Here is a 23,570-nt window from a genome sequence, read left to right as displayed (position 1 = left end):
GCGGCAGATATCGGCTGCGGCCGTCGTCTGCGACTGGCGCATGCGACGCGCGCCGCCGCTGGTGCAGCCGGTCGCGCAGCGTCACGCCGATTGGCGTGCGCGCCGCACACCGATCGCTGCGCCGACAGCGCCCGCCAACTGCACCGCCGCACCGACGAACATCGCCGCGCGCAACCCCGCGGTACCGCCGTGCGCGGCCGCGAACAGCGTGCCGAGCACCGCGATCCCGAGCGTCGCGCCGGTCATCCGCGCGACGTTGACGAGCGCGCTCGCGGTGCCCGAGCGCGCGGCCTCGACGGCGCCGACCGCGACGGTCATCAGCGGGCCTGTCGCGATCCCCATCCCGAGCCCCGTCATTGCGAGCCCGATCTCGGCACCGAGCAGGCTCGACGAACCGGCGGATGCACCGATCGCGGCGAGCCCGCTCGCGATCACCGCGACGCCGCCGGCCGTCGTCACCCGTGTGCCGATGCGTTCCGACAACCGCCCTGAGCACGGCGACACGGCGACGAACACGAGCGCCATCGGCAGCAATGCGAGGCCCGCGCCGGTCGAATCGAGGCGGCCGGTGCTCTGCCACGTGAGCGGCAGCAGGAACAGCACGCCATACATCCCGAACGTCATGCCGGTGGTCGCGGCGATCGCGCCGCGAAACGCGCCGATCCGGAAAATATCGAGCGGCACCAGCGCTGATTCGCCGTGGCGGCGCTCGATCGCGACGAACGCGACGAACGACGCGACCGCGATGCAGCCGGCGATCGCGCATGCGACCGGCGCCTCGCGGAACACGATCGCCGCATACGCGAGCCCGCCGAGCGCGAGTGCGCCCGTGACTTGCGCCGCGCCGTCGAAATGCCGGCCGTGCGGATCGGACGATTCGGGCACGGCCGGGATCGCGAGCAGCATCGCGGCGACGCTCAGCGGCACGACGACGAAAAAGATGCTGCGCCAGCCGAAGTGCCGGATCAGCACGCCGCCGAGTGTGGGGCCGATCGCCATCGCGACGCCGTTGCACGCGGCCCAGATGCCGAGCGCGCGGCCCCGCTCGACCGGGTCGCGCCACACGACCCGCACGATCGCGAGCGACGCCGGCAGCAGCAGCGCCGCGCCGACGCCGGCCAGCGCGCGGGCGGCGATCAGCACCGACACCGACGGCGCCAGCGCGCACAGCAGCGACGCGATCGTGAAGACGGCCGTGCCGGCCATGAAGACGCGGCGGCGACCGTACAGATCGGCGAGCAGGCCGCCGGTCAGCAGCAGCACCGCGTACGTGAGGTTGTAGCTGTCGACGACCCATTGCAATGCGCCGACGCCGGCATGGAAATAGGCGCCGATCGCGCGCGTGGCGAGGTTGACGACGGCCGTATCGACCTGGGCCACGAGGACGGCGATGCACAGCGTGAGCAGGGTCACGCCGCGGCGTTTGAGGGCGTGGTCGGCGAGTTCCGCGGTATGGGCCATGGCGACGTTCCTGGGCAGCGATCTGGCAACCTTAAGCGCCGCCTGCTGCCAGCGTGCTGTCAGCAGGCGAGGGCATCAGCCCACGCAAGCGTCATGCCTGCACGCGCGCATGCACCCAGGCCGCCGCGTCTCCCCGCGCCCGCACCATTGTCGGCAGCGCATTCGCGATCATGTCTGCGCGGCTGCCTTCGAGCACGCGGCGGTTCTTCAGCGCATTCCTCGATGTTCTCGAGCGTGACCGGGCGACGGGGCGCGACGACTCCGTTGCGACGATTTCGCCGTGCGCGACCGGTTGCACGCACGATGCCGCGTACACCCTCGGGCGATACCGGATCGATTGCGTCACGCATCGCCATTGGCTTAAGATCGGCGGGAGATCATTCCACGCCTTCAGCGTCAATGAAAAAGAGCATAAGCCTGCGGGTCGCCGTCATCGCTTCGGCCGTTGCCGTGTACAGCATCTACATGCATATCCAGCAGTTGGTCAGCGGCTGCATGTGGATCAGGGGCTATCAGCGCTGCAGTTTCGAAAACAGTACGAATTTCCAGGGCTGGATGGATCTTGACCTGATGATCACCTGTTGCTGGGTCGCCGCGGCCGTGGTCGGGTGGATTTCCGTTGCGCAGGGCACGAAGAAGCCGGGTTAGCGGCGCGACGCGCGTCCTTGTCAAACGCGTACGACCCAACCGCTCTATCGGGCCCAATCCGTCAATCGGTGACAACGCGCATTCGCTGTTCGGCCGGGACGGCGCACGCCATGCGTTCGAGCCGGAAATGAACGCGTGAGTCCGCGCCGGCGGACGCGATCATCGCGATCCCCGGCTAGATGAGCGGCAGCGCGCCTGCCGTGCGAGGGGAGGTTCCCGTGCAATTTCCGACAGGATCGGTGGTCGCGCTCAGCTCGGCCTCGGCGACGATGTCCTCGATGGGCATGCTGTTTCTCGGCTACTGGGGATTGCACGAAGCGCTGCCCTGGCGAGTCGGCGACTGCGTCGTGATCGTGCCCGCGCTGGCGGGTTTCGCGTGCCTCGTCAGCGTGCCGTTTCTCGCGACCTCGCCAATGAAAACGCCCGACGACGAGTCGCGAATGTTCGTCGCGCGGCGCGCGTTTCTGTGCGGTGCCGGCGCGGTGTGGTGTGCGATCGTCGCGTCGTTGTTCGTGTGAGAACGGGCGACGGGACGGTTTCCGGAACAGCGCGGCGAACACATCCCGAAACGTCTTACGTGAGGCAGGCGCCCACGGTTTTCACGCCGCCATTGCTGCTTTGCTTTCCCCGATCGCGTGCACTAGATTCGAAGCGTTCGTCCGTTTCAGCGCGCGAGGTGGAGCCATGACGCCGTGGGAAATTCAGGGTACCGAAATGATCAGTTGCAATTGCTCATACGGTTGCCCTTGCCAGTTCAATGCGTTGCCGACCAACGGCGACTGCGAAGCGATGGGTGCGATTTCGATCGACAGCGGCCACTACGGCGACGTGGTGCTCGACGGCGTCAGGATCGCGGTGGTGTTCCAGTGGCCGGGCGCCGTTCACGAAGGCAAGGGCAAGTGCCAGCCGATCGTCGACGAGCGCGCCAGTCCGGCGCAACGCGACGCCGTGCTGAAGATCATGACCGGTCAGGATACCGATCCATTCGCGACGATGTTCTCGGTGTATGCGTCGACGCTCGAGCACGCGTTCGATCCGATTTTCACGAAGATCGATTTCGACGTCGATGTCGATGCGCGGCGCGGCCGGATTCACGTGGACGGGGTGTTCGACGTCATCGGCGAACCGATCCACAATCCGGTGACCGGTGCCGAGCATCGCGCGCGGATCGACCTGCCGCACGGTTTCGAATACGAGTTGGCCGAGATCGGTTCAGGCACGGGGCGTTCGCAGGGCAACATCGCGCTGAATCTCGACGGAACGTATGCGCAATTCGCGCGGCTGCATCTGAACAACCACGGGCTGATCCGGCATCGCGCCGCGGCATGACGCCGTTCGACACCTGGCTCGCGCGCGAGCGCGCCGTCATGCTGACCGGCATGGCCGCGCTCGTCGGCCTGTGCTGGTTCTACCTGTGGACCGGCGCGGGAACCGGCATGTCGGCGTGGGAGATGACGGCCGTCGCGTTGTTTCCGCATCGGCTGACGGACGGCATGGGCAGCATGGATCCGTCTCTGCCGACCGTGATCGCGATGTGGTGGGTGATGATGATCGCGATGATGACGCCCGGCGCGGCGCCGCTCGTGATGCTGTACCGGCGCGTGCTGCGGCAGCACGGCCGCGGGGCGGCGGGATCGGCGTTCACGCCGGCGGCGCTGCTGGCCGGCTATCTGACGACATGGCTCGCGTTCTCGATCGGCGCGGCATTGCTTCAGGCGCTGCTGCAGCCGGCCGGGCTGATCTCCGCGATGATGTTGTGGTCGAAGAGCGCGCGCCTTTCCGCCATCGTGCTGGCGCTGGCCGGGCTCTATCAATTCTCGCCGCTGAAACGCGCGTGTCTGCGGCAATGCCGCGCGCCGGCGGCGTTTCTCGTCGCGCACTGGCGTCCTGGCGTTGCCGGCAGCTTCCTGCTGGGCGTGCGGCACGGCATGGTTTGCGTGGGCTGCTGCTGGTTGTTGATGGCGCTGCTGTTCGTCGGCGGCGTGATGAATGTCGTGTGGATCGTCGCGTTGTCGCTGTTCGTGTTCGTGGAAAAGGTCCTGCCCGGCGGCGATCGTGTCGGCCGCGTGCTGGGTGTCGTGCTGATTGCCTGGGCCGGCGTGACGTTGATCGTGTGATGTGTGGCATCGGCTGGCAGCAGAAATGCGCCGGGGCCGGGGGGAGACGCTCGATGAAAACCTGCTTTCACGCTGTCGCCATGTCGTGCGCGATGGCGGTCGTTGCCACGCCGGTGATTGCGGGTGGCGACATGCCGGGCATGAAGTCGGGCGATACGAACGTGCCGGCGCCGGATGCGAAGCTGACCGATGCCGAGGTCAAGGAAATCGCTGCCGGGCGCGGACTCGTGACGCTGAAGCACGGCGCCCTCGACAACATCGGGATGCCGCCGATGACGATGGCGTTCAAGGCCGGCGACGCGGCGATGATCTCGTCGCTGCATGTGGGCGACAAGGTTCGGGTTCGGGTGGAAAACGTCAACGGCACCCTGACGATCATGAAGCTGGTGAAGCGGCCGTGACGAGGATGTGGCGCGTGCGCGGGTAGACGCCGTCGGCTTTCCGGGTTCGTGCTACGTAACGCAGGGCCGGTGTTACGTCAGTGCTATCGACATGTCGGGACGGGCCGAACCGTGAGGCACCATCCGCATGCGATGCGCCGTGCCGAGCAGTGCGGTCTGGATGGTCATTGCAAGGCGTTTGTGAAACTGTTAAGGAAACCAAAGGAGATGGCATGGTAGATGCTTGATGAAATGTTCGCGCTGATTAGCGGACTGGGGCTTCCATGCAAAATCATTTCATCAAGACGAACGTTACGCTCGCCGCTATTGCCGTGGCGTGTACGCTCGCGGCGTGCGGCGGAAGTGACATTACGGCGCCGACGCTTGCTGGTAACAACATTGGGACGAGCACGAGCGGGACGAGTGGGACTAGCGGTAGTAATGGCTCAAGCGGCAGCAGCGGCACGAGCAGCGGTGGCACGAGCAGCAGCGGCACAAGCAGCAGCGGCACGAGCAGTGGCAACACCAGCGGCTGGGGCACGAGCGGCGCGCCGGGTACGAACGGCATCGTCACCTCCATCGGCGGGATCGTGATGGACGCGGGCGCCACGCTCGGCAGCGCGAGCGTGCCCGGCGTCAGCAAGGGCGTGACCGTCGGGCCGGCCGATACGGTGATCGGCGTCGGCACGATCATCCGCGATACGTCGGACGCCGTGAGCGGCGGTCTCGGCCAGATCGGCATCGTTCCGAACCCGGTCGGCACGACGGTCGGCGGCCTCGGTACGGTCGTAGCCACGACCGGTAACCCGGTCGGCGGCATCAGCGAAACCGTCAAGGCGCTCGGGTCTGGCCCGCTGTCGCCGCTGGCGCCGATCACGACGCCGGTCGGCGGGCTGCTCGACACGGTGGCGAGCGGTCTGCGCACGGGCGGCGCGACGCTCGACGCATCGCTGTCGTCGGCCCCGGTCCAGCAGGCGACGCAGGTGATCAGCACCGCGATCACGCCGCTCGTGACGACGGCGGGCCACCTCACGCAGCAGGTCGGCACCGCAACCGGCCTCGGGCAGCCGGTCGCGGGCCTGCTCGGACAGGTCGGCAGCGCAATCACGTTGACCGGATGGAAGGTGACCGCCGCGTCGCCGCAGCCGATCGTCGGTGGCGTCGGCGATCTCGTCCGTGCGGTCGGCAACACGGTAACCAATGTGGGCGGCCTCGTGAACCCGGCCGGTGCGAACGGCGCCGTGCCGATCTCCGGGTTGGTGACGAGCGTGGTCGGCGGCATCCCGGCCACCGTGCACGACGGCGCCGCGACCGGTACGGGGGGCAGCACGCCGCTGGGCGGCCTCGCCAATCCGCTCGCGCCGGTGACGTCGCTGCTGGGCGGCCTGCTCGGCGGCGCGGTCGGCAAATAGCCGGCGCGTACCGATCGTCACGCGGGAACCGGGCCGCATGACCGGCGATGGCCGGTCGTCGCCGGTCCCGGCCGAGACCGGCCGACGATCGTGAAACCGCGGCCCGCTACCTGCGCGTGTCGCCGGACTTCGACGCCGGCCGCGCCAACCCGCGCGCCGGCAGCGGCGTCGACATCACGATCGACGTGCGCGTTTCGCCGTACAGGTTGATGCGTTCGATCAGGTGTTCGAGATGGGCCATGCTGACGGCGACGAACCGCATCACATACGAATCCGCACCCGTCACGTGATGGCATTCGACGACTTCGGGAATCGTCTCCAGCAGCTTGAGGAACTTCGCTTTCGCCGGTTGCGGCACCGTGATGCCGATCAGCGCGCTCACCGGATAGCCGGCCGCGGAAGGATTGATCCGGGCGGTGTAGCCTTCGACCACACCGGCTGCTTCGAGACGCTTCACGCGCTCCGTCACCGCCGGCACCGAAAGGTGAACCTGGTGCGCGAGCTCCGTATAGCTGATGCGCCCGTTGTCCTGCAGCAGCGCCAGTACCTTCCAGTCCAGATCGTCCATCGCAGTGGAATTTTTAAGGTAGAGCCGCCATTTTTCCTTAAAAACCGCATTCAGCGGGGGCCGGACTTTCCCTACGATGCCTATTCGATCCACTGGAGGTTGCAAGGGGCAGGCGATGCTGTTCATCAAATCCGTCGTGATGGGGCTGTCGATCGCGGTGCCGGTCGGCCCGATCGGCATGCTGTGCATTCAGCGCAGCCTGAGCCGCGGCTTCCGGGCGGGATTCGCGACGGGCATCGGCGCGGCGTGCGCCGATGCGATTTACGGCCTGCTCGGGGCGCTGGGCGTCGCGGGCATCGTCACCGCGTTCCCGATGCTGACCGTCGGCCTGAAGATCGGCGGCGGCGCGTTTCTCGTGTGGCTCGCGTGGGCCATCGCGCGCCAGGCGCCGGCCGCACCGGCGGGGCAGCGCGAATTGCCGCGTACGACCGTCCTGCGCGATTTCCTGACGACGTTCGGTCTCACGCTGTCGAACCCGATGACGATCGTGTCGTTCGTCGGAATCTTCGCGGCGCTCGGCCCGCTGCCGGGTGCGCGGGAAGGCGCGATGCGGGCGACCGTCGCATGGATGGTCGCCGGCGTGTTCGTCGGCTCGGCCACGTGGTGGCTGTGCCTGAGCAGCGCGACCGCCGCGCTGCGCGCGAAGCTGTCGTTCGCGTTCATGCACGGGCTGTCGCGCGTGTCGGCGGCCGTCGTCGCGGTATTCGGCGCGATCCAGCTGGTCGCGGGCGTGCGCGGGTTGCTCTAGGCGCGCGGGGCCGTGTCGAGCGCAGCGGCGATTTCGTCTGGCCAGAAGCCGAACGCGTCGATGCCGCAGCATCCGGCGAGACAGTGGATCTCCAGCGCGTCGATCAACGGCATGACGGCCGCCAGATGCGGATCGACGTCGACCGCATGTCCGTGGCCGCCCGCGAGATCGCCGCATTCGATCCAGCGATCCGGGCCGATGCCGATGTCGTCCTTGCGGGCTTTCCCGTTCATCGCCGGCTCAATTCGATCCATGCGAACGCAAGTGCGCATGCACGAAGCGCGCGATTTCCTGGCTCAGCTCGATATCCTCCGGCGCGCCCATGAACCCGCCGTGCGGCATCCCCTCGAACACGTGCAGCTCGGTCGGTACCTGTGCGCGCCGCAATGCGCGATGCAGGCGAACGGCGTTCGACAGAAACAGATCGCGGGTGCCGCTCTGGATGAAGGTCGGCGGGAAGCCGGCGGCGAAATCGCCGAACAGCGGCGACAGGTACGGATGCGCGAGATCGGCACCGTTCGCGTAGAGCAGGTTGTTCGCCATCAATGGCCCCGGCAACACGACATCGACGAGCCGGTTGGTCTCGAAACTGTCGCCGGATTCGGTCAGGTCGGCTTCCGGCGACAACAGCACGAGCGCGGCCGGCAGCGGCAGGCCCTCGTCGCGGGCGCGCAGCACCATCGCGGCAGCGAGATTGCCGCCGGCCGAACGGCCGCCGATGACGACGTTTTCCGGTGCGTGATGCTCCAGCACGTAGGCATAGGCCGCGATGCAGTCGTCGAGCGCGGCCGGATACGGGTGTTGCGGCGGCATCCGGTAGTCGACGCCGTAGCAGCGAATGCCGAGCCGGTCGGCCTGCATCTGCGCGCTGGCGCGGCACGCGGCGCCGCCGCCGGCGACCAGCGCGCCGCCGTGCAGGTCGATGGTCGCGTAGGCGCCGGAAGCCGCCGCTTCGGGTGTCGCGACATGCACGTCCGCATCGCCGACGCGAATCGTCTCGACGCTCGAACGCAAATAGCCGGCGAGTTGCTCGACCGCAGCCGCGTAATGGGCGTCGGCGCTGGCCTTCACGCGCATCCACGCATCGATATCGTCGGGCGCCGGCATCACGTGCAACGCATTCAGCGGCACGCCGTCATCGCGGGTCAGGCGTCGCAGCGCCGCTCGCGCTTCGTCGCTGATCGAGGTCGGGAAGGGAACGACACGGCTCGGCAACACGACGCCGTCTGGTTTGTCTTTCATGGCTTGGATTCCGTTCGGTGTGTCATGCAGCCGAAGGCCAGTGGCGCAACATCACGTCGAGCGCATCGAGGCTGCGCGACCATGACGCGTCGGCGTCCGGCGCGCTGTGCGAGAAGCCGCCGGCGTTTTCGAGCGTCACATAGCCCATGAAGAAGCCGCCGAGCAGGCGGATCGCATGCACCAGTTCGGTATCCGGCAGGCCGTAGCCGCGCAGCACCGCCGACGTCATCCTGACGAGCTGCCCGCCCGCGCTCGCGGCCGCGCGCTCGGCGCTCACCGGATGGCGCGCGGCCGCGAAGCGGCCCGGATGCGCACGCGCGTAGTCGCGATAGACGTTCGCGAGCGCGGCCAGCGCGTCCTTGCCGGTGCGGCCGGCCAGCGCGTCGGTGGCGCGATCGGCCAGCTCCTGCAGCGCGAACAGCGCGATCCGGCTCTTGAGATCGTCGAAGCTCGGGATATGGGAATACAGGCTCGCCAGCTTGACGTCGAAATGTCGCGCGAGCGCCGCGCCGGTGAGCTGCTCGAAGCCGGTTTCATCGGCGAGCTGCGCGCCGGCTTCGACGAGCTTGTCCACGGTAATGCCGGCACGCGCCATGACGAATGCTATGCGGGTTAGTCAAGAAACTAATTCTATTAGTTTTTGCCGCGATGTCAATTTCCCGCGCGTGCCGGTGTGGCGCATTGCGCCGATGCGCCGGGCTGTCAGAACGTATAGCTGACCTTGCCGAACGCGGTGCGCCCGAGCGTGTTGTAGCCGTACGCGGTCATGTACTGCCGGTCGAACAGGTTCGACAGCGACGCCGACACCGTCAGGTGCGAATTGATCCGGTACGACGCGCGCAGGCTCACCGTCAGGTACGACGCCAGATACTGCCGGTTGGCCGGATCGTCGAACGTCGAGCCGCCGTACAGCAGCGACGCGCCCGTGCTCAGCGCGTGCAGCTTCAGTTCGTCCCACGTGTGGTCGACGTTCAGGCTGACCGTCTGGCGCGGCCGGCGGTTGAGCCAGGTCTGGTTGGTCTCGTCCTGCGGATTCAGGATGCCGACGGCAACGCTCACCGGTGTCGAGCGGCCGATCGTCCCCTTGTACGACAGGTCGATGCCGCGAATGTGCGAACGGCCGATGTTCATCGGCGAGAATGTCGCGGGGTTGTACGCGATCAGGTTGTTGACGCGCGTATCGTAGATCGCCGCGGTGAACGTGCCGTACGCCGTGTTCGCGTCGAGCGCGGCCTCGATCGACGTGCTGCGTTCCGGGCTGAGGGCCGGGTTGCCGTAGCCGGGGTAGTACAGGTCGTTGAACGTCGGCAGATGGAACGCATTGCCGTACGACACGCGCGCCGTGTAGACCGGCGTGATCGCCCACGACAGCGCGGCGTTGCCGGTGTTCACCGCTTGCCCGGCGACGACCTCGTGACGGCCGGCGACGAACATCGTCACGCTGCCGAGCGTCGCCGACTGATGCAGCGAGAACGCGGAATCGTTGCGCGTCGGCACGCCGCCGGGAACGTCGACCGGCAGGAACGCCTGTTCGCGCGTGAAGTCGTAGGCGAGCTTCGATTCGCCCGACAGCGGCAGGCCGAACAGGTGAAAGCCGTGCTCCTGATGGGTCAGCGACATCGACGTGCTGATCCGCTGCGAATTGATCTGATCCGTCGCGAGGGCCGGGTTGTCCGCGTGGATGAACTGGCGGTCGTTCGCATAGCCGAACGACTGGTCGAACTGCGTATCGGGCGTGATGTCGAGATGGAACGCAACGCCGGTCGTCAGTTGGTGATCGAGCTCGCGATTGGCGTAGCCGCTGTTGTCGTAGGACAGATCGGAGCGGTGGTACAGCGCGAACGTCGAGATCGACCAGTTGTCGCGCGCATAGCCGAGCCGCGCATCGAGATCCTGCGCATGATACGGATTGCGGCCGTCTTCGTGGCCGTAGAAGAACGGCCGCGTCGCATCGATGCCGGCCGTGTTGTAGTCGTGCAGTCCGAGCGAATAGGTGAGCCCGCCGAGCGCGGCCAGCGGCCCCGTCGACGGCACCGTGCCCGACGTGCGGAACTGCGTGTCGAACGTCTTGTTCGAGCCTCCGCCGAACGACACGGTGGTCCGGTTCGGCTGGTTGGCGGCGCGGCGCGTGAACAACTGCACGACGCCGCCCATCGCGTTGTTGCCGAACGACGCGGCGGCAGGGCCGGAGATCACTTCGACGCGCTCGAACGCTTCGGTCGGCAGGTCGGCCCACGGCGCGATGCCGGTGGTCGGCGAGCCGATCCGGATGCCGTCGATGAACACGGCGACCTGGCTCGCCGACGAGCCGCGGATGCTGACCGACGCGGACGAGCCGGGCCCGCCGTTCTGCGCGACGGTCACGCCCGGCAGCGTCGCGAGCGCCTGTGTGATGCTCGGGTCGGTCGGCGACAGCCGGTCGAGATCCTCGCGTGTGAGCACCTGCGTCGACGCGTAGCGCCGGTCGAACGATTCGGGCAGGTGCCGCGTGTCGGTCACGCTGATCGTCGGCAGGTCCGCGCCCGGCGCGGGCGCGGCGGGCTGCGCAAGCGCCGTGTCGCCGGCCGCATGGGCGAGCGGGGACAACAGCGCGGTGGCGGCGGACGTGGCAAGCAGGTGACGAATGTTCATGAGGCGGCGGGACAAAGCGTGTGGCGGGTACGGCGATCGCGAGCGGAGCGCGGACAGGGGGCGCAAGCCGACGGCGTGTCGGTGCGACGCTTCCGGCCGGGAAGCGGGTTCGGGAACGATGGACATCTGACGGATCCTGAGGTCGGGTCGTCCATGCAACGGGCGACCGCCAACGGCGGTGCTTGCACATCGGGACACCCCGCCCGGTGCGGCTGCTGGACCTCGGGTCGATGGCAGGTCTCCTGGCTCGCGGGTCGCCATCCGTGCAGGCCTTCCCGGTTTCCCAGTGGCACGCGGTGGCACGGATTCGCCGCTCACAGTTGCGGGGGCAGCCGCAGATTCGAGGCATTGCCCCGCCTGCGTTCCCTTTTGATCCCATCCCTGGGAACCATCAGCGCGCAAGGGTAATGGCGTGCGCTCGGGCGCGTCAATCGTCCGGCTGCGCGCGGATGCGAAAAAACGTCATTGTCTGGCGTCGGCTTTCCAAATCCTTTCGTTCGATGTGCGCGGACAGTGTTTCAGGTCTGAAGAAACGGCCGGGTTCGAATGCATGCCGCCGCGCCGGAACCGGTTACCGTCGTTCCGGATGCCGACGGCCGGCGCGTGTCGTTACATGTGCGTGCCGCCGTGCGTGCGGCCGCCCGGGTCGTCTCCTCGATCGGGCGGCGTATTGTTCTGATCGATCTTCGCGAGCACGAAGCCGGCGGGCGGCAACATGGCGGGCGAACGGTGCATCGCTTGCCCGACTGCAGGATGAGGCGAGGCGGCGGGAAAACCGGATGACGTCACGCCCGGTTGAGCGAACGCCGACAGGGAAGCGGCCGCCAAGGCGGCGGCGACGATCGCGTGCGTATTCATGGCGACTCCTATACGACTGACTTCGGGGACGACGCAATCAGTCTAGGGCGCGAAACTTAACGCGACGTGAAGGCTGGGCGGCGCGCGCATGACAGGATCTTCATGCGCGCCGCGACGGTCAGGCCGGTGCCGACACCAGTGCGCAGAAGTTCTCGAGATCGACGTTGCCGCCGCTGATCACCACGCCGACGCGCTTGCCCTGAAGCGCATCCTTCATCCGCCGCGCGGCGGCGAACGACAGGCAGCCGGTCGGCTCGACGACGATCTTCATGCGCGTGGCGAAGAGGCGCATGCAGTCGACGAGTTCCGCGTCCGTCGCGGTCAGGATGTCGTCGACGTCGCGGCGCAGGATCGGGAACGTCAGGTTGCCGAGATGCTGCGTCTGCGCGCCGTCGGCGATCGTACGCGGCGTGTCGATGTGCACGATCGTGCCGGACCGGAACGATTGCTGGGCATCGTTGCCGGCTTCGGGCTCGACGCCGTACAGCTTCGCATGCGGCGACAGCGCGCGCGTGGCGAGCGCGGTGCCCGACAGCAGCCCGCCGCCGCCGAGCGGCGTGAACACCGCGTCGAGCGGGCCGACTTCGTCGAACAGTTCCTTGGCCGCGGTGCCCTGGCCGGCGATCACGTCCGGGTGATCGTAGGGCGGAACCAGCGTGAGCCCGTGCTTTTCCGCGAGCTCGCGCCCGATCTGCTCGCGATCCTCGGTGTAGCGGTCGTAGGTCACGACATTGCCGCCGTAGCCGCGCGTCGCGGCCATTTTCGCGGCCGGGGCGTCCTGCGGCATCACGATCGTCGCGGGAATGCCGAGGATGCGCGCCGACAGCGCGATCGCCTGCGCATGGTTGCCCGACGAGAACGCGACGACGCCGTGGCGCCGCTGTTCCGCGTTGAAGCGCGACAGCGCGTTGAACGCGCCGCGGAACTTGAAGGCGCCCATGCGCTGCAGGTTCTCGCACTTGAAGAATACTTGCGCGCCGAGCGCGTCGTCGATCGTCCGCGACGTCATCACCGGCGTGCGGTGCGCGTGGCCTTCGAGCCGGGCCGCGGCGGCGGCGACGTCGTCGTATGTGGGGAGAGTCGGAGAATTCATGGTCGCTCGAGGGTCGAAAAGATCAGTCAACGGGAAACTCAAAACGGGAACGCCGGGCGCGGCGCGTCACTTCGCATCGTTGTAGACGGTGGCGCGCGAGACGCCGAGATGCTGCGACACGATCTCCATCGCGCGGCGCACCTCGAGGAAGCCGTCGGCCTTCAGCGTCTGCATCAGCTCGCGGCGCTGGTCGGTCTTCAGCTCGCGCGGCGTCGTCGCGAGGCGCGTCGCGAATGCGTCGATGCGCTGCCGGATCGCGTCGGCGCTGGCCGGGTCGAGCGTTTCGACGACGGCTTCGCCGTCCGTGCGGCAGAACTGGTTCAGCATGCCCTGGAAGCCGCGGAACAGCGTGACGTCGGCATTCAGGCACAGCGCGGCCACGTAGCGCCCGGTCGAATCCTTGATGCCGATCGACGTGCTTTTCGCGGTGCGGCCGTCGGCGAAGCGGTTCGGGTAATTCGCGAGCACCTGCGGGAACTCGTCGTCGGCGATGCGGGCGAGGCCGAGTTCGGTCGCGGGATCGCCGACCGCGCGTCCGGACAGGTTGTTGTGGATCGCGAGGATCGCGTGCTCCGGCGTGCGCAGGTCGTGCACGACGACCTCGGTGAACGGCGCGAACATCTCGCCGAGCCCTTCGGCGATGCGCTGCACCTGCTCGATCAGCGATGCCTGCTCCGATGGCAGCGGTTTGCGGTTCGTGCTCATGCGTGGTCCTGGGGGGCGGGCGTGTCCGTCGTTTCCGGTCGCGTGATGTCGGCCAGCAGCGGGCGCGCGATCCGGACGTAGTCGGCCGTGTCGAGCACGACCGAGCGGTCGAGGCGCCCCGCGTTGAACGCGATCTCGGCGTTGCGCTCGACCAGCGCCGGATCGACGACGAGCGTCACGTTCGAATCGAACACGAATGGCGGCACCGCGCCCATCACGCAGCGCGTGACGGCGGCCGCGACGTCGGGCGATGCGAGCGTCGCCTTGCGCCGGCCCACCGCATCGGCGACCTTGCGGAAGTCGATCTTCAGGTGGCCGGGAATCACCGCGAGCGCGGCGGCGTCGCCGCCGTCCTTGAACGTGCAGAGCATCGCCTTCGCGCCCTGTTCGGGGCGTGTGCCGCGCAGCGCGGCGATCGCGTCGGACTTGCCTTCCGCCGGATGCTCGAGCACGCGGAAACGCGCGCCGGCTGAATTCAGCAGTTCGCAAAGGGTGTCGAAAACGGGAGAGTCGTTCATGTCGCTTCCGGAAAGCTGGCCGATGCGCTGACGCGCGCGGATCAAATAATCGTCCAAGTATAGACGTTTTGTCATGGCTGTGACGAAGTGCGACGGCAGTCGTTGCCGCGGCTTGGGCAAAGCGTGCGCCTCCTTCAGCAGCCGAAAGGGCATTTCATATTGCGGAATTAGTGCCAACTTCCTGCCGCCGCGTTTTACCGCCGCTTGAAACCGTGTTTTGCATCGCAAAAACGACCGGCTATCTCATTGAAAAACAACAGAAATTTATATCTTATGTCTTATATAAGACTTGGCCGAATTCACGCCGGACAGGATTACCATTGAGTCCATGCAGTTCGCTTCGTCACACGCGGCGGGCACGCTGAATCCTTTACTCAAATGCGCTTCGTTCCCAGGAGATAGACATGTCCCAATATCAAGACGACATCAAGGCAGTGGCTGGATTGAAGGAAAACCACGGCAGCGCGTGGAATGCCATCAGCCCCGAATATGCCGCCCGCATGCGTGCCCAGAACAAGTTCAAGACCGGCCTGGACATCGCGAAGTACACCGCGAAGATCATGCGCGCCGACATGGCCGCCTACGATGCCGATCCGTCCAAGTACACGCAGTCGCTGGGCTGCTGGCACGGCTTCATCGGCCAGCAGAAGATGATCTCCATCAAGAAGCACTTCAACAGCACCGAACGCCGCTACCTGTACCTGTCGGGCTGGATGGTCGCCGCGCTGCGCTCGGAGTTCGGCCCGTTGCCGGACCAGTCGATGCACGAAAAGACCTCGGTCAGCGCGCTGATCCGCGAGCTGTACACGTTCCTGCGCCAGGCCGACGCCCGTGAACTGGGCGGCCTGTTCCGCGAGCTGGATGCCGCGAAGGACGCGACCGCCAAGGCCGCGATCCAGCAAAAAATCGACAACCACGTCACGCACGTCGTGCCGATCATCGCCGACATCGACGCCGGCTTCGGCAACGCGGAAGCGACCTACCTGCTGGCCAAGCAGTTCATCGAAGCGGGCGCGTGCTGCATCCAGATCGAAAACCAGGTGTCGGACGAGAAGCAGTGCGGCCACCAGGACGGCAAGGTCACGGTCCCGCACGAGGACTTTCTCGCGAAGATCCGCGCGATCCGCTATGCGTTCCTGGAACTGGGCGTGGACGACGGCATCATCGTAGCGCGTACCGATTCGCTGGGCGCGGGCCTGACCAAGCAGATCGCCGTGACCAGCACGCCGGGCGACCTGGGCGACCAGTACAACGCGTTCCTCGATTGCGAGGAACTGTCGGCCGACCAGCTGGGCAACGGTGACGTCGTCATCAAGCGCGACGGCAAGCTGCTGCGTCCGAAGCGCCTGCCGAGCAACCTGTTCCAGTTCCGCGCCGGCACAGGCGAAGCGCGTTGCGTGCTCGACTGCATCACGTCGCTGCAGAACGGCGCCGACCTGCTGTGGATCGAAACCGAAAAACCGCATATCGCGCAGATCGGCGGCATGGTCAACGAGATCCGCAAGGTGATCCCGAACGCGAAGCTGGTGTACAACAACAGCCCGTCGTTCAACTGGACGCTGAACTTCCGTCAACAGGCCTACGACGCGATGAAGGCTGCAGGCAAGGACGTGTCGGCTTACGACCGTGCGCAACTGATGAGCGTCGAATACGACGAAACCGAACTGGCCAAGCTGGCCGACGAGAAGATCCGTACGTTCCAGGCCGATGCATCGCGTGAAGCAGGCATCTTCCACCACCTGATCACGCTGCCGACGTACCACACGGCTGCGCTGTCGACCGACAACCTGGCCAAGGAATACTTCGGCGACCAGGGCATGCTCGGCTACGTGGCGGGCGTGCAGCGCAAGGAAATCCGTCAGGGCATCGCCTGCGTGAAGCACCAGAACATGTCCGGTTCGGACATCGGTGACGATCACAAGGAATACTTCAGCGGCGAAGCGGCGCTGAAGGCAGCGGGCAAGGACAACACGATGAACCAGTTCTGATCGTCGTCCGACTCGAAGCACGACGCCAGCCCCTTGAGGCTGGCGTTTTTTTGTCTGCCCAGGCTGGCGCGTTACCGGCGCATGGCCTTCACGACTTACTGGCTCGTCGGCATCCCATCGATCTTGTCGAAATCGATGAAGCGCCTGCAACTGTCCATCCATCATCCCGACACACATCGGGCCGGGATTTTGCGTGTCGCCAACCGCGTCGAAGAAATGCAGGCGGGGCGGTCATTGCGGCGAACGGAAGTACTCCTCGACGATTCGCGTCGTAGCCGGACGCGTATTACCCCGGATTGCCGCGCGCACCGTTATGAGCAGTGGCTGCATCGGGCATTCGATCGGGATGTTTGTGTACGCAACCTAATTCAGGGTTTGCCTGAGTAGCGAAAACGCGAATGGGCGCCGCGCGTGTTCGTATCGTCGGCACGGACGCGTCGCAGGTTGAAATTGCCGCTCGCGCGAAACCCTTGCCGGGCGGCTGTTGCGGCCGTTTTGTCCCCCAGCCGCCTGCGACGACGCCGTAAAAAACACCCGCCTGCAACGCGCGTGCCGGTGCGCCGTCACAGTTGTTTCTTGTTGCAACGCAACGCCGGCCCAATAACGGCGATGGTATGCTGGCCGGCATGGAGTTGTATGGCAGGTTGCTTGCATGGCGAAACTCGCGTTCGCACCCTCTAACGAGACTTCACCTTCTCTCGTACGCATCGCGGCATCGACGCGCGCTCCGCTCGCGCGTCCCGTCCTGCGTGCCGCATCGTCCTGCGCTCCGCACGCATTCCCCATCTCGCGGGCTCGCCCCGCATCCCCATCCCCGTCCAATAATCTGGAGACATCCCCATGTCGCAAAATACTTTGGCCGAAGCGACACACGGCTCGCTGATCGCTCCGCCGGCTTTCGTCAAACATCGCAAGCTGATCGACTGGGTATCGCGCATCGCGGCGCTCACGGAGCCCGAGCGCGTCGTGTGGTGTGACGGTTCGCAGGAAGAATACGATGCGCTGTGCCAGGCGATGGTCGACCAGGGCACGCTCACGCACCTGAACCCGGCGAAGCGCCCGAACTCGTATCTCGCGCAATCCGATCCGTCGGACGTCGCGCGCGTCGAGGATCGCACGTTCATCTGCGCGGCGTCGCGCGACGACGTCGGCCCGACCAACAACTGGATCGATCCGGCAGAAATGCGCGAGACGCTCAACGGGCTGTTCCGCGGTTCGATGCGCGGCCGCACGCTGTACGTCGTGCCGTTCTCGATGGGGCCGCTCGGCTCGCCGATCGCGCACGTCGGCGTCGAGTTGTCCGACAGCCCGTACGTCGCCGTGAACATGCGGATCATGACGCGCATGGGGCGCGACGTGTACGACGTGCTCGGCGAGGACGGCGATTTCGTGCCGTGCGTGCACAGCGTCGGCCATCCGCTCGAGGCCGGCCAGCAGGACGTGCCGTGGCCGTGCAATCCGGTCAAGTACATCGTGCACTTCCCGGAAACGCGCGAGATCTGGAGCTTCGGCTCGGGCTACGGTGGCAACGCGCTACTCGGCAAGAAATGCTTCGCACTGCGCATCGCGACGACGATGGGCCGCGATCAGGGCTGGCTCGCGGAACACATGCTGATTCTCGGCGTGACGTCGCCGGCCGGCAAGAAGTATCACGTCGCGGCCGCGTTCCCGTCCGCGTGCGGCAAGACCAACTTCGCGATGCTGATCCCGCCGCAGGGCTTCGACGGCTGGAAGGTCACGACGATCGGCGACGACATCGCGTGGTTGAAGCCCGGCCGCGACGGCCGCCTGTATGCGATCAATCCGGAAGCCGGTTTCTTCGGCGTGGCGCCGGGCACGGGCGTGAAGACCAACCCGAACGCGATCGCCACGCTGAAGGAAAACGTGATCTTCACGAACGTCGCGCTGACGGAAGACGGCGACGTGTGGTGGGAAGGGCTGACCGACACGCCGCCCGCGAAGCTGACCGACTGGCAGGGCAATCCGTGGACGCCGGAGATCGGAAAGGAAACCGGACGCAAGGCCGCGCATCCGAACTCGCGCTTCACCGCGCCGGCCTCGCAGTGCCCGTCGATCGACGACGACTGGGAAAACCCGGCCGGCGTGCCGATCGACGCGTTCATCTTCGGCGGCCGCCGCTCGACGACGGTGCCGCTCGTGACCGAGGCGCGCGACTGGGTCGAAGGCGTGTACATGGCCGCGACGATGGGCTCCGAGACGACCGCGGCAGCCGTCGGCAAGCAGGGCGTCGTGCGCCGCGATCCGTTCGCGATGCTGCCGTTCTGCGGCTACAACGTCAGCGATTATTTCGCGCACTGGCTCAAGCTCGGCAAGCAGCTCGAAGCCGCCGGCGCGAAGCCGCCGAAGATCTATTGCGTGAACTGGTTCCGCAAGGATGCGAACGGCAAGTTCGTGTGGCCGGGCTTCGGCGAGAACATGCGTGTGCTGAAGTGGATGCTCGATCGTCTCGAAGGCACCGGCGGCGGCGGCGAGCATGCGTTCGGCGTGTCGCCTGCGTATGAAGACCTGCACTGGGACGGCCTCGATTTCACGCGCGATCAGTTCGATGCGGTGACGTCGATGAACGCGGACGAATGGCGTGAGGAGCTGAAGCTGCATGCGGCGCTGTTCGATACGTTGAAGCTGCGCTTGCCGGCTGAAATGACCGACACGATGAACAAGATCGAGCAGCGTATCGGCGGCTGACGCGCGGAATCGACGTCACAAGTCGAACGAGGTATAAAGGTCCCGTCGCCGGCAAGCCTCTGCGGCGGCGGGACGTTGTCGTTTCGACATCGATGTCGCAAGGATCGGCGTCGCGGCGGCCGGCGAAACGTCCGAGGAAGTCGAATGCGGTACGCAGATGCGGGCCGTCCGTCGCGCACGTCGTGCGCGGCGCATTGCGCGGCGCCGCCTAGCCTCGCCGGGCCGGCAACGAACGACGCCCCGGGCCATCCATCGTGTGGCCCGGGGCGTCGTCGTTTCCAGTGATCAACCCGGCGATCAGCCGAGGTCGAGCGCGTTCGTCAAATCGCCCGGCGGTGTCGCGCCGCGTGCGGCGAACGCGTTGTTGCGCAGGACCACGCCGTCGAGCGGCGCGAGGCCGTGCACGCGGCTGATGAAGCGCAGGATCGAGTTCGTGTCGTACAGCGTGTGATCGACGAAGCCCTTTTTCGCGAACGGCGAGATCACGAGCGCCGGGATCCGCGAGCCCGGGCCCCAGCGATCGCCGACCGGCGGGGCGACGTGATCCCACCAGCCGCCATTCTCGTCGTGCGTCATCACGATCACGGTGTTTTCCCATTGCGGGCCACGCCGGATATGGTCGATCACGGTCGCGATGTGACGGTCGCCCGATTCGATGTCCGCATAGCCCGCATGCATGTTCAGGTTGCCCTGCGGCTTGTAGAACGTGACGGCCGGCAGGCGACCCGCGTCGATGTCGGCGATGAAGTGGTTGGTCGACGGCTCGTCGCCGAGCCCCGCATCGCGCAGGTGCCGCCGGCGGGCCTCGGTGCCGGGCGCGTAGTTCACGAAGTAGTTGAACGGCTGGTGATGGTACTGAAAATCGGGCACGGTGCCCGTGTCGCGATGCTCGAGCGCGTACTGCCACGCACCGCTGTACCACGCCCAGTCGATGTTCTTTTCCGACAGGCGGTCGCCGATCGTCGCGTAGCCCTGCGGCGGCATCACGCGATGGTCGGCCGGATCCGCATACGCGGCGTTGCCCGGATCGGGCGGGGGCACGTAGCTCGGCTGGTACGGCGGCGCCATCGTGTTCACGCCGTAGCCGTCCGGCGTCAGCGGGCCGTCGCCAGCGAACTTCGGCGGGCCGTCGAGCGCGGACGCGGGCGAATCGTCGGCGAGCTTCAGGCGCGTGCCGGCCGGATCGTCGCCTTCGACCTTCGACAGCAGTTTCGCCGCATGCGGATGCTTGTGCGCGTCCGGATACAGCGGCGGTTGCGCGGAGATCAGGAACATGTGGTTCATCCACGAACCGCCGAAGGCCGCCATGAAGAAGTTGTCGCACAGCGTGTATTGCCGCGCGAGATTCCACAGCCGCAGCGTGTCGGCCGAATTGCGGTAATGGCCCATCACGAGGCCGCCCGAATCGGCCCACGCGGCGAACTGGTTGTTGCGGCCGCCCGCGATCTGCATCTGGTTCTGGTAGAAGCGATGCCACAGGTCACGCGTGATCACCCCGTTCGGCAGCGGCTTGCCCTGCGCGTCGGAAATCCGGAACGGCGCGTTCGGCAGCTTGTCGATGTCGCGCTCGGCGATCGCGTAGCGCTTGCCGTCCACTTCCTGCGCCTGCGGCACGAGCCCGCCCCAGATCTTCGGCAGCACCGGCAGCGGCGTCTTCCCATCGCGATCGAACTGCTGCGCGTGTTCGGGCCGCACTTCGCTGAGCGGATAACGCACGCCCGGGAAATCGCCGTACAGATTCGCGAAGCTGCGGTTTTCCGCATAGATCACGACGATGTGGCGCACGCGCTGGCGTAACGCTTCGTCGATGCGCAGGTCGGCGGCCGAACGTGGCGCGTTGCCCGCGGTGGTCTCGCAGCCGGCGAGCGCGACACCGGCGCCAAGGGCGGCGATGCCGCCGAGTACACGGCGGCGGTCGGGATCGGCGGGCAGGTCGTCGGGGCGATCGGGGGTGTCGTTCACGTCGTGGCTCCTCGGATGGGCGGGTGGGTGTTGTCGTTCGGTGCGTGCCGGCGCCGCGGGCTGCCGCGACGCAGGGCGGAATGCTACGGCCGGCATCGCGCGCGGCGGCGCGACGCGACTGTCACGAAAATGTCATGAACGCGACTATAACGCGCCAAGGGGGCAGATGAAAGCTGCTTGTCGGACGATTCGATGCTCGCGCGGCGAGCGGTGCGCGACGCCCGCGCGCGAACTAGACTGAAACCAGGGGCGGCGCGCCGCGGCGCGCCGCCCGGGCGAGGATCGCCCCGCGACGCCGGCGACGGTGTTGCCGAGGCGGCATCGATGCGACGAACGACGCGAGACAGCGAGGCGACGATGGCGTGGATGCATGCCGTTTCCGCATGGCGGCCGCGTACCGGTTCCGCGCGCGTGCCGGTGTGAGTGCACGCGGCGCAGCAGATACGGCCGGCCCAATGCCATGGACAGGAAATTCGACTACCCGGGATTGCTGATCGCGGCGGGCTTCTTCGTGCTGTTCGCCGCGCAGTTGCTGATGCTGCACCCGACGTCGACACCGATCGCGTACAGCGATTTCCACCGGCTCGTCGCCGCGCGGCTCGTCGACGATCTCGAGGTCGGCCCTGCGTCGATCTCGGGCGCGCTGAAGATGCCGCAGGCCGGCACGATGCTGCCGGCGTCCGACGCGGCGGTCGTGCAGCAGGCCGGCGCGCCGTGGCGCTTCACGACCAGCCGCGTGACCGACGAACACCTGATCGACACGCTGACCGCCGCCGGCATCCGCTATCACGGTACGCCCGACACGGGCTGGATCGCGTCGCTCGCGTCGTGGCTGCTGCCGCTCATGCTGCTGGTGTTCGTATGGAACATGATGCTGCGCAAGCGCGGCGGGCTGCAGGACTTTACCGGGATGGGCAAGAGCCGCGCGCGCGTGTACGTGCAGCAGGAAACCGGCATCACGTTCGACGACATCGCGGGCATCGACGAAGCGAAGGCCGAACTGCAGCAACTCGTCGCATTCCTGCGCAATCCCGATCGCTACCAGCGGCTCGGCGGCAAGATCCCGAAAGGCGTGCTCGTCGTCGGCGCGCCGGGTACGGGCAAGACGCTGCTCGCGCGCGCGGTGGCCGGCGAGGCGGCCGTGCCGTTCTTTTCGATCAGCGGCTCCGCGTTCGTCGAGATGTTCGTCGGCGTGGGCGCCGCGCGCGTGCGCGACCTGTTCGAGCAGGCGCAGCAGAAGGCACCGTGCATCGTGTTCGTCGACGAGCTCGATGCGCTCGGCAAGGTGCGCGGCGTCGGCCCGATGTCGGGCAACGACGAGCGCGAACAGACGCTCAACCAGTTGCTGGTCGAGATGGACGGCTTCCAGGCCGGCTCCGGCGTGATCATCATGGCCGCGACGAACCGGCCCGAGATCCTCGATCCCGCGCTGCTGCGGCCGGGCCGTTTCGACCGGCACATCGCGATCGACCGGCCCGACGTGAACGGTCGCCGCCAGATCCTCGGCGTGCACGTGAAGCACGTGAAGCTCGCGGCCGACGTCGATCTCGGCGAGCTTGCGTCGCGCACGCCGGGCTTCGTCGGCGCCGATCTCGCGAACGTCGTCAACGAGGCCGCGCTGCATGCGGCCGAACTCGGCAAGCCGGCGATCGGCATGGCCGACTTCGACGAGGCGATCGACCGCGCGCTGACGGGCCTGGAGCGCAAGAGCCGCGTGATGAACGAGCAGGAGAAGCTGACGATTGCATATCACGAAGCCGGCCATGCGCTCGTCGCGGAAAGCCGCGCGCATTGCGACCCGGTGAAGAAGGTGTCGATCATTCCGCGCGGCGTCGCCGCGCTCGGCTACACGCAGCAGGTGCCGACCGAGGATCGCTACGTCCTGCGCCGCAGCGAGCTGCTCGACCGGATCGATGCGCTGCTCGGCGGGCGCGTGGCGGAAGAACTCGTGTTCGGCGACGTCTCGACCGGTGCGCAGAACGACCTGGAACGCGCGACCGCGATGGCGCGCCACATGGTCATGCAGTACGGGATGAGCGAGAAGATCGGGCTCGCGACGTTCGACGACGGCGACGTGCGCCAGGGCATGCCCGGCGCGTGGCATGCGGACGGCGGTCGCTGTAGCGAGCACACCGCGCGAATGATCGACGAAGAGGTGCGGACGCTGTTGACCGATGCGCATGCGCGCGTGGCGGCGACGCTCGGCGAGCGCCGCGACGCGCTCGAACGCATCGCGCGACGGCTGCTGCAATGCGAGGTGCTCGAACGCGACGCGCTGCAGGCGCTGATCGACGGGCGGATCGAATCGTCGTCGGCGACGTCGGTGTCACCCGGCGACGAAACGAACGCGCGCGGCGGCGCGATCGAAACGGAGCAGGCCTCCACCGTCGAGCGCGATTTCATCGCTTACCGCCGGCCGCACGAACCCGATCGCTGATGCCGCTGCGCGGACCGGCGACCGGCGCGCGTCGATATTCCGATGCCGTGCACTTTTTTTTCTATCTTTCCCGTCACGGAGTCGCCGTGAGCGACG

General features: G+C 67.0%; 23 protein-coding genes and 1 riboswitch. Of the genes, 12 read left to right on the top strand and 11 right to left on the bottom strand.

From position 1 onward, the window contains the following. Window positions 1–81: 81 nt before the first annotated feature. Window positions 82–1,461, bottom strand: a complete 1,380-nt coding sequence (locus CFB46_RS26640) for an MFS transporter (RefSeq protein ID WP_089501817.1) — start codon at window positions 1,459–1,461, stop codon at window positions 82–84. A 399-nt stretch (window positions 1,462–1,860) separates the two neighbouring features. Here CFB46_RS26640 and CFB46_RS26630 point away from each other — a divergent pair, with 399 nt between their 5' ends. The 6 genes from CFB46_RS26630 to CFB46_RS26605 all read left to right on the top strand — a co-directional run bounded on the left by CFB46_RS26630 (window position 1,861) and on the right by CFB46_RS26605 (window position 6,018). Next, window positions 1,861–2,109 (top strand): hypothetical protein, encoded by a 249-nt coding sequence (locus CFB46_RS26630; protein ID WP_027780749.1) that lies wholly within the window; start codon window positions 1,861–1,863, stop codon window positions 2,107–2,109. A 218-nt stretch (window positions 2,110–2,327) separates the two neighbouring features. After that, a complete protein-coding gene (locus CFB46_RS26625; RefSeq protein WP_027780748.1) occupies window positions 2,328–2,627 on the top strand; it encodes a hypothetical protein in 300 nt (99 codons plus the stop codon). Window positions 2,628–2,793: 166 nt separating this feature from the next. Continuing rightward, a complete protein-coding gene (locus tag CFB46_RS26620; RefSeq protein ID WP_089501815.1) occupies window positions 2,794–3,438 on the top strand; it encodes a DUF1326 domain-containing protein in 645 nt (214 codons plus the stop codon). Next, window positions 3,435–4,226, top strand: coding sequence for a DUF2182 domain-containing protein (locus CFB46_RS26615; protein ID WP_089501814.1), 792 nt, complete (start codon window positions 3,435–3,437; stop codon window positions 4,224–4,226). Before CFB46_RS26620 ends, CFB46_RS26615 begins: the two co-directional genes overlap by 4 nt. A 53-nt stretch (window positions 4,227–4,279) precedes the next feature. Beyond that, a complete protein-coding gene (locus CFB46_RS26610; RefSeq protein ID WP_089501813.1) occupies window positions 4,280–4,627 on the top strand; it encodes a copper-binding protein in 348 nt (115 codons plus the stop codon). A gap of 263 nt (window positions 4,628–4,890) precedes the next feature. After that, window positions 4,891–6,018, top strand: a complete 1,128-nt coding sequence (locus tag CFB46_RS26605) for a collagen-like triple helix repeat-containing protein (protein ID WP_089501812.1) — start codon at window positions 4,891–4,893, stop codon at window positions 6,016–6,018. 106 nt (window positions 6,019–6,124) lie between these two features. On the opposite strand, the gene CFB46_RS26600 is transcribed toward CFB46_RS26605, so the two are convergent. Next, window positions 6,125–6,586 (bottom strand): Lrp/AsnC family transcriptional regulator, encoded by a 462-nt coding sequence (locus CFB46_RS26600; RefSeq protein ID WP_089501811.1) that lies wholly within the window; start codon window positions 6,584–6,586, stop codon window positions 6,125–6,127. 115 nt (window positions 6,587–6,701) lie between these two features. Here CFB46_RS26600 and CFB46_RS26595 point away from each other — a divergent pair, with 115 nt between their 5' ends. Beyond that, on the top strand, window positions 6,702–7,334 hold the full coding sequence (locus tag CFB46_RS26595) for a LysE family translocator (RefSeq protein ID WP_089501810.1): 633 nt from the start codon (window positions 6,702–6,704) through the stop codon (window positions 7,332–7,334). Here the strand turns inward: CFB46_RS26595 and CFB46_RS26590 are convergent. From CFB46_RS26590 to CFB46_RS26555, 8 genes are all read right to left on the bottom strand, one after another. Then, window positions 7,331–7,567, bottom strand: coding sequence for a DUF6331 family protein (locus CFB46_RS26590; RefSeq protein ID WP_179235118.1), 237 nt, complete (start codon window positions 7,565–7,567; stop codon window positions 7,331–7,333). The genes CFB46_RS26595 and CFB46_RS26590 overlap by 4 nt on opposite strands. A 7-nt stretch (window positions 7,568–7,574) precedes the next feature. After that, window positions 7,575–8,576, bottom strand: a complete 1,002-nt coding sequence (locus CFB46_RS26585; RefSeq protein ID WP_089501809.1) for an alpha/beta hydrolase — start codon at window positions 8,574–8,576, stop codon at window positions 7,575–7,577. A 22-nt stretch (window positions 8,577–8,598) separates the two neighbouring features. Continuing rightward, window positions 8,599–9,171 (bottom strand): TetR/AcrR family transcriptional regulator, encoded by a 573-nt coding sequence (locus CFB46_RS26580; RefSeq protein ID WP_089501808.1) that lies wholly within the window; start codon window positions 9,169–9,171, stop codon window positions 8,599–8,601. A 107-nt stretch (window positions 9,172–9,278) separates the two neighbouring features. Next, a complete protein-coding gene (locus CFB46_RS26575; RefSeq protein ID WP_089501807.1) occupies window positions 9,279–11,207 on the bottom strand; it encodes a TonB-dependent receptor domain-containing protein in 1,929 nt (642 codons plus the stop codon). A 215-nt stretch (window positions 11,208–11,422) separates the two neighbouring features. Next, a riboswitch (cobalamin riboswitch) is annotated at window positions 11,423–11,615 on the bottom strand. A 201-nt stretch (window positions 11,616–11,816) separates the two neighbouring features. After that, window positions 11,817–12,065, bottom strand: coding sequence for a hypothetical protein (locus tag CFB46_RS26570; RefSeq protein ID WP_089501806.1), 249 nt, complete (start codon window positions 12,063–12,065; stop codon window positions 11,817–11,819). Between the two features lie 118 nt (window positions 12,066–12,183). Further along, the gene (locus CFB46_RS26565; protein ID WP_089501805.1) at window positions 12,184–13,158 is read right to left on the bottom strand and encodes a threo-3-hydroxy-L-aspartate ammonia-lyase; all 975 of its coding nucleotides are present in this window, start codon (window positions 13,156–13,158) and stop codon (window positions 12,184–12,186) included. 66 nt (window positions 13,159–13,224) lie between these two features. Next, window positions 13,225–13,863, bottom strand: a complete 639-nt coding sequence (locus CFB46_RS26560; protein WP_089501804.1) for a helix-turn-helix transcriptional regulator — start codon at window positions 13,861–13,863, stop codon at window positions 13,225–13,227. Further along, complete coding sequence (locus tag CFB46_RS26555; RefSeq protein WP_089502365.1) at window positions 13,860–14,381, bottom strand: YbaK/prolyl-tRNA synthetase associated domain-containing protein; 522 nt, start codon at window positions 14,379–14,381, stop codon at window positions 13,860–13,862. Before CFB46_RS26555 ends, CFB46_RS26560 begins: the two co-directional genes overlap by 4 nt. Before the next feature lie 404 nt (window positions 14,382–14,785). Between CFB46_RS26555 and CFB46_RS26550 the strand changes: the two genes are divergently transcribed. From CFB46_RS26550 to CFB46_RS26540, 3 genes are all read left to right on the top strand, one after another. After that, the gene (locus CFB46_RS26550; protein WP_089501803.1) at window positions 14,786–16,369 is read left to right on the top strand and encodes an isocitrate lyase; all 1,584 of its coding nucleotides are present in this window, start codon (window positions 14,786–14,788) and stop codon (window positions 16,367–16,369) included. 81 nt (window positions 16,370–16,450) lie between these two features. Continuing rightward, window positions 16,451–16,756, top strand: coding sequence for a hypothetical protein (locus tag CFB46_RS35575; protein WP_143751670.1), 306 nt, complete (start codon window positions 16,451–16,453; stop codon window positions 16,754–16,756). A gap of 453 nt (window positions 16,757–17,209) precedes the next feature. Beyond that, window positions 17,210–19,075 carry a phosphoenolpyruvate carboxykinase (GTP) gene (locus CFB46_RS26540; RefSeq protein ID WP_089501802.1) on the top strand — a complete coding sequence of 622 codons (1,866 nt, stop codon included), beginning with the start codon at window positions 17,210–17,212 and terminating at the stop codon, window positions 19,073–19,075. 297 nt (window positions 19,076–19,372) lie between these two features. On the opposite strand, the gene CFB46_RS26535 is transcribed toward CFB46_RS26540, so the two are convergent. Continuing rightward, window positions 19,373–21,037, bottom strand: a complete 1,665-nt coding sequence (locus CFB46_RS26535; protein WP_089501801.1) for an acid phosphatase — start codon at window positions 21,035–21,037, stop codon at window positions 19,373–19,375. A 177-nt stretch (window positions 21,038–21,214) separates the two neighbouring features. Here CFB46_RS26535 and CFB46_RS36080 point away from each other — a divergent pair, with 177 nt between their 5' ends. After that, complete coding sequence (locus CFB46_RS36080) at window positions 21,215–21,460, top strand: hypothetical protein (RefSeq protein WP_179235117.1); 246 nt, start codon at window positions 21,215–21,217, stop codon at window positions 21,458–21,460. Window positions 21,461–21,497: 37 nt separating this feature from the next. Beyond that, window positions 21,498–23,474, top strand: coding sequence for an ATP-dependent zinc metalloprotease FtsH (gene ftsH, locus CFB46_RS26525; protein ID WP_089502364.1), 1,977 nt, complete (start codon window positions 21,498–21,500; stop codon window positions 23,472–23,474). Window positions 23,475–23,570: the final 96 nt, after the last annotated feature.

The organism is Burkholderia sp. HI2761 (assembly GCF_002223355.1).
Lineage (GTDB): Bacteria > Pseudomonadota > Gammaproteobacteria > Burkholderiales > Burkholderiaceae > Burkholderia.
This window is presented reverse-complemented; position numbering and strand designations above follow the sequence as displayed.

Coding starts and splice junctions, on each gene's coding strand:
- CFB46_RS26575 (WP_089501807.1), bottom strand. CDS start 11,207: ATGAACATTCGTCACCTGCTTGCCACGTCCGCCGCCACCGCGCTGTTG.
- ftsH (WP_089502364.1), top strand. CDS start 21,498: ATGGACAGGAAATTCGACTACCCGGGATTGCTGATCGCGGCGGGCTTC.
- CFB46_RS26640 (WP_089501817.1), bottom strand. CDS start 1,461: ATGGCCCATACCGCGGAACTCGCCGACCACGCCCTCAAACGCCGCGGC.
- CFB46_RS26610 (WP_089501813.1), top strand. CDS start 4,280: ATGAAAACCTGCTTTCACGCTGTCGCCATGTCGTGCGCGATGGCGGTC.
- CFB46_RS26600 (WP_089501811.1), bottom strand. CDS start 6,586: ATGGACGATCTGGACTGGAAGGTACTGGCGCTGCTGCAGGACAACGGG.
- CFB46_RS26630 (WP_027780749.1), top strand. CDS start 1,861: ATGAAAAAGAGCATAAGCCTGCGGGTCGCCGTCATCGCTTCGGCCGTT.
- CFB46_RS26615 (WP_089501814.1), top strand. CDS start 3,435: ATGACGCCGTTCGACACCTGGCTCGCGCGCGAGCGCGCCGTCATGCTG.
- CFB46_RS26565 (WP_089501805.1), bottom strand. CDS start 13,158: ATGAATTCTCCGACTCTCCCCACATACGACGACGTCGCCGCCGCCGCG.
- CFB46_RS26580 (WP_089501808.1), bottom strand. CDS start 9,171: ATGGCGCGTGCCGGCATTACCGTGGACAAGCTCGTCGAAGCCGGCGCG.
- CFB46_RS26595 (WP_089501810.1), top strand. CDS start 6,702: ATGCTGTTCATCAAATCCGTCGTGATGGGGCTGTCGATCGCGGTGCCG.
- CFB46_RS26585 (WP_089501809.1), bottom strand. CDS start 8,576: ATGAAAGACAAACCAGACGGCGTCGTGTTGCCGAGCCGTGTCGTTCCC.
- CFB46_RS26570 (WP_089501806.1), bottom strand. CDS start 12,065: ATGAATACGCACGCGATCGTCGCCGCCGCCTTGGCGGCCGCTTCCCTG.
- CFB46_RS26590 (WP_179235118.1), bottom strand. CDS start 7,567: ATGAACGGGAAAGCCCGCAAGGACGACATCGGCATCGGCCCGGATCGC.
- CFB46_RS26620 (WP_089501815.1), top strand. CDS start 2,794: ATGACGCCGTGGGAAATTCAGGGTACCGAAATGATCAGTTGCAATTGC.
- CFB46_RS26605 (WP_089501812.1), top strand. CDS start 4,891: ATGCAAAATCATTTCATCAAGACGAACGTTACGCTCGCCGCTATTGCC.
- CFB46_RS35575 (WP_143751670.1), top strand. CDS start 16,451: ATGGCCTTCACGACTTACTGGCTCGTCGGCATCCCATCGATCTTGTCG.
- CFB46_RS26540 (WP_089501802.1), top strand. CDS start 17,210: ATGTCGCAAAATACTTTGGCCGAAGCGACACACGGCTCGCTGATCGCT.
- CFB46_RS26555 (WP_089502365.1), bottom strand. CDS start 14,381: ATGAACGACTCTCCCGTTTTCGACACCCTTTGCGAACTGCTGAATTCA.
- CFB46_RS26550 (WP_089501803.1), top strand. CDS start 14,786: ATGTCCCAATATCAAGACGACATCAAGGCAGTGGCTGGATTGAAGGAA.
- CFB46_RS26560 (WP_089501804.1), bottom strand. CDS start 13,863: ATGAGCACGAACCGCAAACCGCTGCCATCGGAGCAGGCATCGCTGATC.